General features: G+C 67.7%; 8 protein-coding genes. 1 reads left to right on the top strand and 7 read right to left on the bottom strand.

Going from position 1 to position 6,085, the window contains the following annotated elements; translation table 11 throughout:
• Positions 1 to 632 precede the first annotated feature (632 nt).
• Positions 633 to 890, top strand: coding sequence for a hypothetical protein (locus AB0F29_RS41400; protein ID WP_361884160.1), 258 nt, complete (start codon positions 633 to 635; stop codon positions 888 to 890).
• A 575-nt stretch (positions 891 to 1,465) separates the two neighbouring features.
• Here AB0F29_RS41400 and AB0F29_RS41395 read toward each other — a convergent pair.
• From AB0F29_RS41395 to AB0F29_RS41365, 7 genes are all read right to left on the bottom strand, one after another.
• Positions 1,466 to 1,723: a hypothetical protein gene (locus AB0F29_RS41395; RefSeq protein WP_361884158.1), complete on the bottom strand. Its 258-nt coding sequence runs from the start codon at positions 1,721 to 1,723 to the stop codon at positions 1,466 to 1,468.
• 366 nt (positions 1,724 to 2,089) lie between these two features.
• On the bottom strand, positions 2,090 to 2,299 hold the full coding sequence (locus AB0F29_RS41390; RefSeq protein ID WP_361884156.1) for a hypothetical protein: 210 nt from the start codon (positions 2,297 to 2,299) through the stop codon (positions 2,090 to 2,092).
• Positions 2,300 to 2,388: 89 nt separating this feature from the next.
• On the bottom strand, positions 2,389 to 2,739 hold the full coding sequence (locus AB0F29_RS41385) for a hypothetical protein (RefSeq protein ID WP_361884154.1): 351 nt from the start codon (positions 2,737 to 2,739) through the stop codon (positions 2,389 to 2,391).
• 239 nt (positions 2,740 to 2,978) lie between these two features.
• Complete coding sequence (locus tag AB0F29_RS41380) at positions 2,979 to 4,088, bottom strand: helix-turn-helix transcriptional regulator (protein ID WP_361884152.1); 1,110 nt, start codon at positions 4,086 to 4,088, stop codon at positions 2,979 to 2,981.
• Between the two features lie 110 nt (positions 4,089 to 4,198).
• Entirely contained in the window at positions 4,199 to 4,342 is a 144-nt protein-coding gene (locus AB0F29_RS41375) for a hypothetical protein (RefSeq protein ID WP_361884150.1), read from the bottom strand.
• Positions 4,343 to 4,824: 482 nt separating this feature from the next.
• Positions 4,825 to 5,196, bottom strand: coding sequence for a hypothetical protein (locus AB0F29_RS41370; RefSeq protein WP_361884148.1), 372 nt, complete (start codon positions 5,194 to 5,196; stop codon positions 4,825 to 4,827).
• Positions 5,197 to 5,333: 137 nt separating this feature from the next.
• A complete protein-coding gene (locus AB0F29_RS41365) occupies positions 5,334 to 5,738 on the bottom strand; it encodes a hypothetical protein (RefSeq protein ID WP_361884146.1) in 405 nt (134 codons plus the stop codon).
• Positions 5,739 to 6,085 lie beyond the last annotated feature (347 nt).

Below are 6,085 nucleotides of genomic sequence, written 5' to 3'. Positions count from 1 at the left end.
GACCACCCGGGCAATCCGCGACCAACCCGAACGAGCCCTCCCACTCCTGGGCATCACCAACAACCCCGACACCCATGGAACTTGATCAAGCCCTGGTGTGATCACGAGCGGTGGCAGACTCCTGGGAAGGAGGGCTGGTTCCCGGCAGTTGCGATGCCGGGAACCAGCCCCTTTTTTTTGGTGTGCTGCCGGCTAGTAGCGGGCGGCTGTGTAGTCGATGTTGGTGATCTCGGCTTCGAGGTCCTGGGCGCGTGCGCCGCCGGTCTGACTTTTGGTCTGGAAGTACAGCATTCGCGTGTGGGGAGTTTCTGGAGTGTCAGTGAATGGGGTTACTGGTTTCAGATTGCCCATTGGCTGGAATCGGCTGGTTGTCGGTAGATCCCTGTTGACGGTTTCTGCGCGTCTCTGCCAGGGTCAAGGTAAATCCATTCCGTGGGCAGGCATGAAAAGTTGTCTGTGTACTGGAAGGGACAGGAACTCGGCTGTTTGGTCGATGAGAGGAGAATCTCTTGGTTCGGCGTTGGATACCAAGAACTATTGCTGCCTGCGGCGCTTCGTTGGCATTGATTGTCGGTGCAGCTGGATCCGCCCACGCGGCCGACCTGACGATTTTTTTGAGCGGGAGGGGTTCTATGACCCATCTCGACTCGGATCCGGACAGAATCAGGGTCTGCGATATGAATGCAGATGGGCATGGCGTCTATGGCGTTCTCACCCATCTCACTCCCACCCATGGAATGCAACCCGTGGCCTTCGTGAAGGATGGCGGGGACGCCGACTGCGGCTATGTCAAGTACTCGATCGAAAGGAATGGGCGCTACCAGATGCAGTTGTGCTGGAAAGATTATGGTGGAGATCCCTGCACTGCGTCGCCCATCTTCACGGAGTAGAGGTTACGTAGCGGTTCGTTAGCGTGCGGGGCGCCTCGCTCCGGCAGTTCCCATGCCGGAGCGAGGCGTTGTTGTGTCTGGGATCGGCACGGAACGACTGAACAGTCCCGGTGCCAACATCTCTGCCGGCAGCACCGGGGCCGCACGGTCCCGGTCGTACGCTTGCTCCCGCCGGGGCGGGGGCCGGGGCCTGTCCCGCACGCTCCATGTCGGCACGGGGTACGGGGAGCCTAGTCAACTCGCGCCCCCGGCTCGGGCGGTTCTGCCCGGGGCGGGGTGAGCCTGCATCAGGTGCCCGGTCGGGTGTGATCACGGACCGGGAGGAGGGTGGTGCTTGTGGTGGGGGCGGGTGGATGGTTGCGTGAAAGGGGCTGGTTCCCGGCAGTTGCGATGCCGGGAACCAGCCCCCTTTTTTTGGTGTGCTGCCGACTAGTAGCGGGCGGCTGTGTAGTCGATGTTGGTGATCTCGACTTCGAGGTCCTGGGCGCGTGCGCCGCCGGTCTGGTTGTTGGTCTGGAAGTACAGCATTTGCACGTGGGGAGTTTCTGGAGCGCCAGTGAATGGGGTTACTGGTTTCAGATTGCCCATTGGCTGGAATCGGCTGGTTGTCGGTAGATTTCTGTTGACGGTTTCTGCATGTCTCTGTGATGGTCGGAGGCAAGTTCTACGAGACAGGAGGCGATCTTGCGGAAATTCACGCGTGTATTGGTGGGTACGGGGGCTGCGGTCGGAGTGGTGGCTATGACCGCGTCGCCCGTGCAGGCCAGTGCCAGCAAGGTGGTGTCCACGAAGCTTTGCAATTGGTGCTCGGCGGACGGGTGGGGCACGTTCATGGCGGACCCTGTCCGTTTGGCTCCCGGTGATTCCCTCAGGGCCTGCGATATCAGGTCCGATGGATGGGGTGTCAAGGCGTGGCTGTATTACAAGGGTAAGGTCGTTCGCACAGCCAGCACTGAAGGCCACCGTGCGAAATATTGCACATCGTGGAAAGGGGGGAACCTTAAGGAAGAAGTAACGGTCGGGATCAAGGTATGCAAGGTGAAAGGTTCTTCCAAGAAGGATTGCTTCTATGGGGAGGGCCAGACCTGAATTCCTCACGCAGTCCCGGCTAGCTGTTCGTGATGTGCGAACGAAGGGCGGGTCCCCGGCATCGCAACTGCCGGGGACCCGCCCTCCTTCGTTTCGTGGTTGGTGGTAGGTCAGTAGCGGGCGGCGATGTAGTCGATGTTGGTGATTTCGAGGTCCTGGGCGCGGGCGCCGCCGGTCTGGCTGTCGGTCTGGAAGTAGAGAGTCTGGGCGGCTTCGGCCAGGACCTCGTTGGGGTTCTCGCCGTTGGTCCCGGCCTGAGCGTCGAACAGCCTCGTTGCGTACTCCGGGGGGAGGTGGAGGGTGAGGAGGCGCAGGCGCATTTCTCGGTGGTGCCGCCGGGACCGGTAGCCGAATTGGGCGCGGAAGTGCATCGTACTGGCGTGCGGGTGGGATCCCGAACGGCCGGGGTCTACCGGTCGTGTTCCTGTCGTTGTGCGGGGACGGTCTGTTGGTGGGCGGTGTTTTCCTGGTCTATGGCGCGTTGGAGGTGCAAGAGGGTGACGGCGGGGAGGAGTCCGCCGAGCCGGGCGGCGGCCCTCAGGTTCTCGACGGCACCGGCCAGGAGGGTCCTTGTGGTGTGTCCGGGGGTGCCGGGGTGGTCGGGGGCGTTGGTGGCGGCGGTTTCGAGGAGGTCGGCGAGTTCGGTGATGCCGGGGTCTTCGGGTACGTGTCCGCCCCAGCGGGCGGCTGCTTCGGCGAGCTGGGTGACACGGCGGCCGTGTCCGGCTGCCAGGCGTGAGGAGATCTCGCGGTTGATCACACCCGCATCGTCTCCCGGACCGGGGGCGTCATGTCGCAACAGCCTTCGTGAGTGCGGCCGTTGGGCCCGGGCGGGGCCGGGGCCGGGGGTTATCGTCCGCGTCCCTGCCGGGGTGCGGGGGCGGTGTTCCGGCGGTGTGCGGGTGTGGCGGGTTCGCTGGGTGCGGGCTGCTCGGCGTGCGGACTGGGGGATGACGCGTCCGATGCTGGTGTAGCGGCCGGGGGAGGGGCGGCGGTGCTTCAGGCGGGCGGCAGTTCCCACACGGTTGCGGCGAGCCGTATCTGTCCGCCGCCGGCGGCTTGGGGGGTGAAGTACCCGACGCGTCCTGCCTGGGTTCCGAAGCAGGCGGTGGTGCCGTCGGGAACGTCCGCGCTGCGGGATCCGGGGTTCGTGTTCAGGAGGCCGACGCAGTCCTGGCGTCGCGGTGCCCCGGGGCCCCTGAAGGCCACAACGGTCTGGCCGGTGTAGCGCCCGGGTTCGCACGAGAGGTGGCAGGACAGGCCGATGTCGCCCATGGGGGCGCGCCGGGGCGGGACGGGGTCCAGGGACCAGCCGGTGGTGGGAGTGCCGGTATTACTGCCGTCGTCGAGCGTCAGCGTCCCCTGCCAACGCACGCGTACGGGTGCTGGCAGCGTGCCGGCGGGTGTCGAAGGCGGAGCCGACGCCGGCGGCACAGTTGGCGGGGGCAGTGAGGGCGGCGGGCCTGTGGGATCCGCGGACGAAGAAGCGGCGGCTTCCGGGGGGTCCGTTTCCGTCGCGGGTGTTCTGCCGGTGGGGCGGGTGTCCGGTGCGGTGGGAGCCCCGGCCGTCGGGCCTTCGGTGGGTGTCCGGTTCCGGTCGTCGATCAGGGTCGCGGCTGCCCAGACCGCCGCGGCGACGCCCAGTGCGGTGACCGTACTCACCACCCACGCCCAAGGCGGCCTCCGTCGCGGAACAGGGCCCGGCGCATCGTCTCCGGGCCCTCCTTCATCCGGATCGGCCCCACCGGTGCCCCGTGGAGTGGAGGGCTGGTCTGTCGTTGGCTTGGTGACGGTGTCATGGGCTTTCGGGCCGGGAGCGGGGATGGGGGCGGTGTCGGTCGGCGTGGTGCGGGCGTTGGCTTGTTGCCAGCGGCGTAGGCATTCCTCGACTGCGGGCGGGCCGCCCAGGGCGCGGGCGATCGGCTCCACTGTCGTCCAGCGCGGGAGGCGTTTGCCGTTGAAGATCTCGGAGATCGTGCTGCCGACCACGCCCGCGGTCGGATCGGTCCTCTGGATCCGGCGCACGATCTCGGCGTAACTGGGCTTGCCCTCTTTCAGGTGCAGGTTGCGCAGCCAGGCGGCGAACTCCTTGACCGGGTCCATCGCCATCTCCTGCTCCTGTCGCTGTTCGGTCCCGTTCGGCGTCCTTCGCCGTCCTTCGGCCCGCCCCACCGAACACGCCAGGACTGCATCAATGAGTGGCGTCAGCCCGACCCCTGTCACCGGAAGGCACCCCCGTGATGATGCTCATTGTGCCGCTCGTCGGCCTCGCACTGGGCGTACTCGGCCCACTCCTGGCCACCGCCGTCGCGGTCCTGGCCCACGACCCCGCCCGGCGTGCCGACGCCCGCCAGGTCCTCCACCTCCTCCTCAGCCGCCCCAGGCGCAGGTCGAACCGAGGCGAGTACCCCCCTCCCCCTCCGGCCCCGTGGACCCGCGACCACCCGGGACTGCCCCAGCGACACCCAAAGTGACGAGGCCCCCCGATATCCGACGCGGGCAGCGCCACCCGAACCGCCCGAGAAGCGCTGCTTCCTGTCATCGACAGAGCCAGGTGGGACGTTGGACGTTGCCGCAGTGCGGGCCTCCGTGGGGCCAGCCGCCCGCTCACGATCACGGTGTCGGCCGTTGCGTCCAGGATCTCGTCGCTCTCCATGTCCATCCGGGCGCCCTGATACGGGTCGGCTGCGGCACCGGGCTTGCCCGGCGTGGGCCGGAGCTGTTGCGGGTTTAGGCTGGCGCGCGTCGGTCCGCGTCCTCTGTCGCGGCCCTCCAGCAGCTGCGGCAGGGACATCCCGGCCCAGGCTGCGCTCTGCCGGAGGCGGAGCCTGTCGGGGTGCGCCGTTCAGGGCCGGAGGGGGGCTTCCTCGCCCGGGGCCAGGATGAGGTCGGCGTCCTCGGCGGTGGTGCCGTCCGCCGTGAAGGGAAGGGCTCCGGCCCGTTCGGTCACCAGCCAGCCGACGACCGCCTCGGTATGGGGGGCACCGCTTTCGAAGTCGTCCCAGTGGGCCCGGTGTCCAGGAGCGGCCGGTACCGCCCCGACCACCTTGTGCGCGTAGACCAGATGCTGGAAGTCCGGGTAGTCCGTGACCGGCTTCAGGCATCCCTCCTCGGCATCGACGACGAGAGCGGTGCGGGATACCAGGTCCCATCCCTCGACACTCGTCTGGCGGTTCGAGAAGAGGGCGATCCATCCCGTGCTGCTGAAATCTGTCATCGCCGCCCCATGCCCGCGCTCGTCCGGCCCTTCGTGAAAGCTACCGGATCTGTGTCCCTCAGCGAGAGTTCGGGGATACCCGCCGGGTCCTGACCCACGAGCCGGGCCCCGGAGGTGCCTTCCGGGGCCCGGCGGGTTCACCGGCCGCGCCCTTGCCGGGGCGCGGGGGCGGAGGTCTGCCGGCGGTGTGCGGGTGTGGCGGGTTCGGCGGGGGCGGTCTGCTTCGGCGGCGCGGTGTCCGGGACCGCGGTGGTGGAGCGGGAGCGGGCTGCGGTGGTGGACACGCGGGGGCCGGCGGGCAGGGGCTGGTCCAGTGGTGTGGTGAGGGCGTGGTGGGTGGCCAGGAGAAGGCGGGAGGCGATGCCGGAGGGCGGGCCGGTGCGCCAGGGGGCGGTGTCGGGTGCGATCCGGGCGAGGTGCGCGGCGAAGGGCACGCCTTCCTGGGCCATGCGGTGCATCCGGTGAGCGAGGACGGGCCACTGACGGGAGCTCACCAGGAACCCGGCCTCCTGCTGGGGGAGGGTCTCGTTGACCCGGCTCACCAGAAGGCGGTGAGCGCCGGGGGTGACCCGGAGCTGGTCCAGGGCACGGGCCCGGTCACCGAGGTCGAGGTCTCGCGGGATGTTCAGGCCTTCGGTCAGCGGACCCCAGAGGTTCCTCGCGTCGGCGCTCAGCTTGCTTTTTAACGTCCCCTGCTGAAGGGCCGGTTGGCCATTAGTGGGCGATGAGACAACGGTACGGCCTTGGTGTGATCATGTGCGTTGTCGAGACGCTGTTGATCATGCCAAGGCCGTGAGGGTGAGTCTGCTGCACGACGCTGTTCGCGTCGAGTCCCTGACCGTGTTGTCGCGGTTCCGGACCGACTTCTACGACTGCCTGACCTCCCGCG

The sequence above is a fragment of the Streptomyces sp. NPDC026589 genome (genome assembly GCF_040638385.1).
Taxonomy (GTDB): domain Bacteria; phylum Actinomycetota; class Actinomycetes; order Streptomycetales; family Streptomycetaceae; genus Streptomyces.
This window is presented reverse-complemented; position numbering and strand designations above follow the sequence as displayed.

Coding starts and splice junctions, on each gene's coding strand:
- AB0F29_RS41395 (WP_361884158.1), bottom strand. CDS start 1,723: ATGAACGTGCCCCACCCGTCCGCCGAGCACCAATTGCAAAGCTTCGTG.
- AB0F29_RS41390 (WP_361884156.1), bottom strand. CDS start 2,299: ATGCGCCTGCGCCTCCTCACCCTCCACCTCCCCCCGGAGTACGCAACG.
- AB0F29_RS41370 (WP_361884148.1), bottom strand. CDS start 5,196: ATGACAGATTTCAGCAGCACGGGATGGATCGCCCTCTTCTCGAACCGC.
- AB0F29_RS41400 (WP_361884160.1), top strand. CDS start 633: ATGACCCATCTCGACTCGGATCCGGACAGAATCAGGGTCTGCGATATG.
- AB0F29_RS41380 (WP_361884152.1), bottom strand. CDS start 4,088: ATGGCGATGGACCCGGTCAAGGAGTTCGCCGCCTGGCTGCGCAACCTG.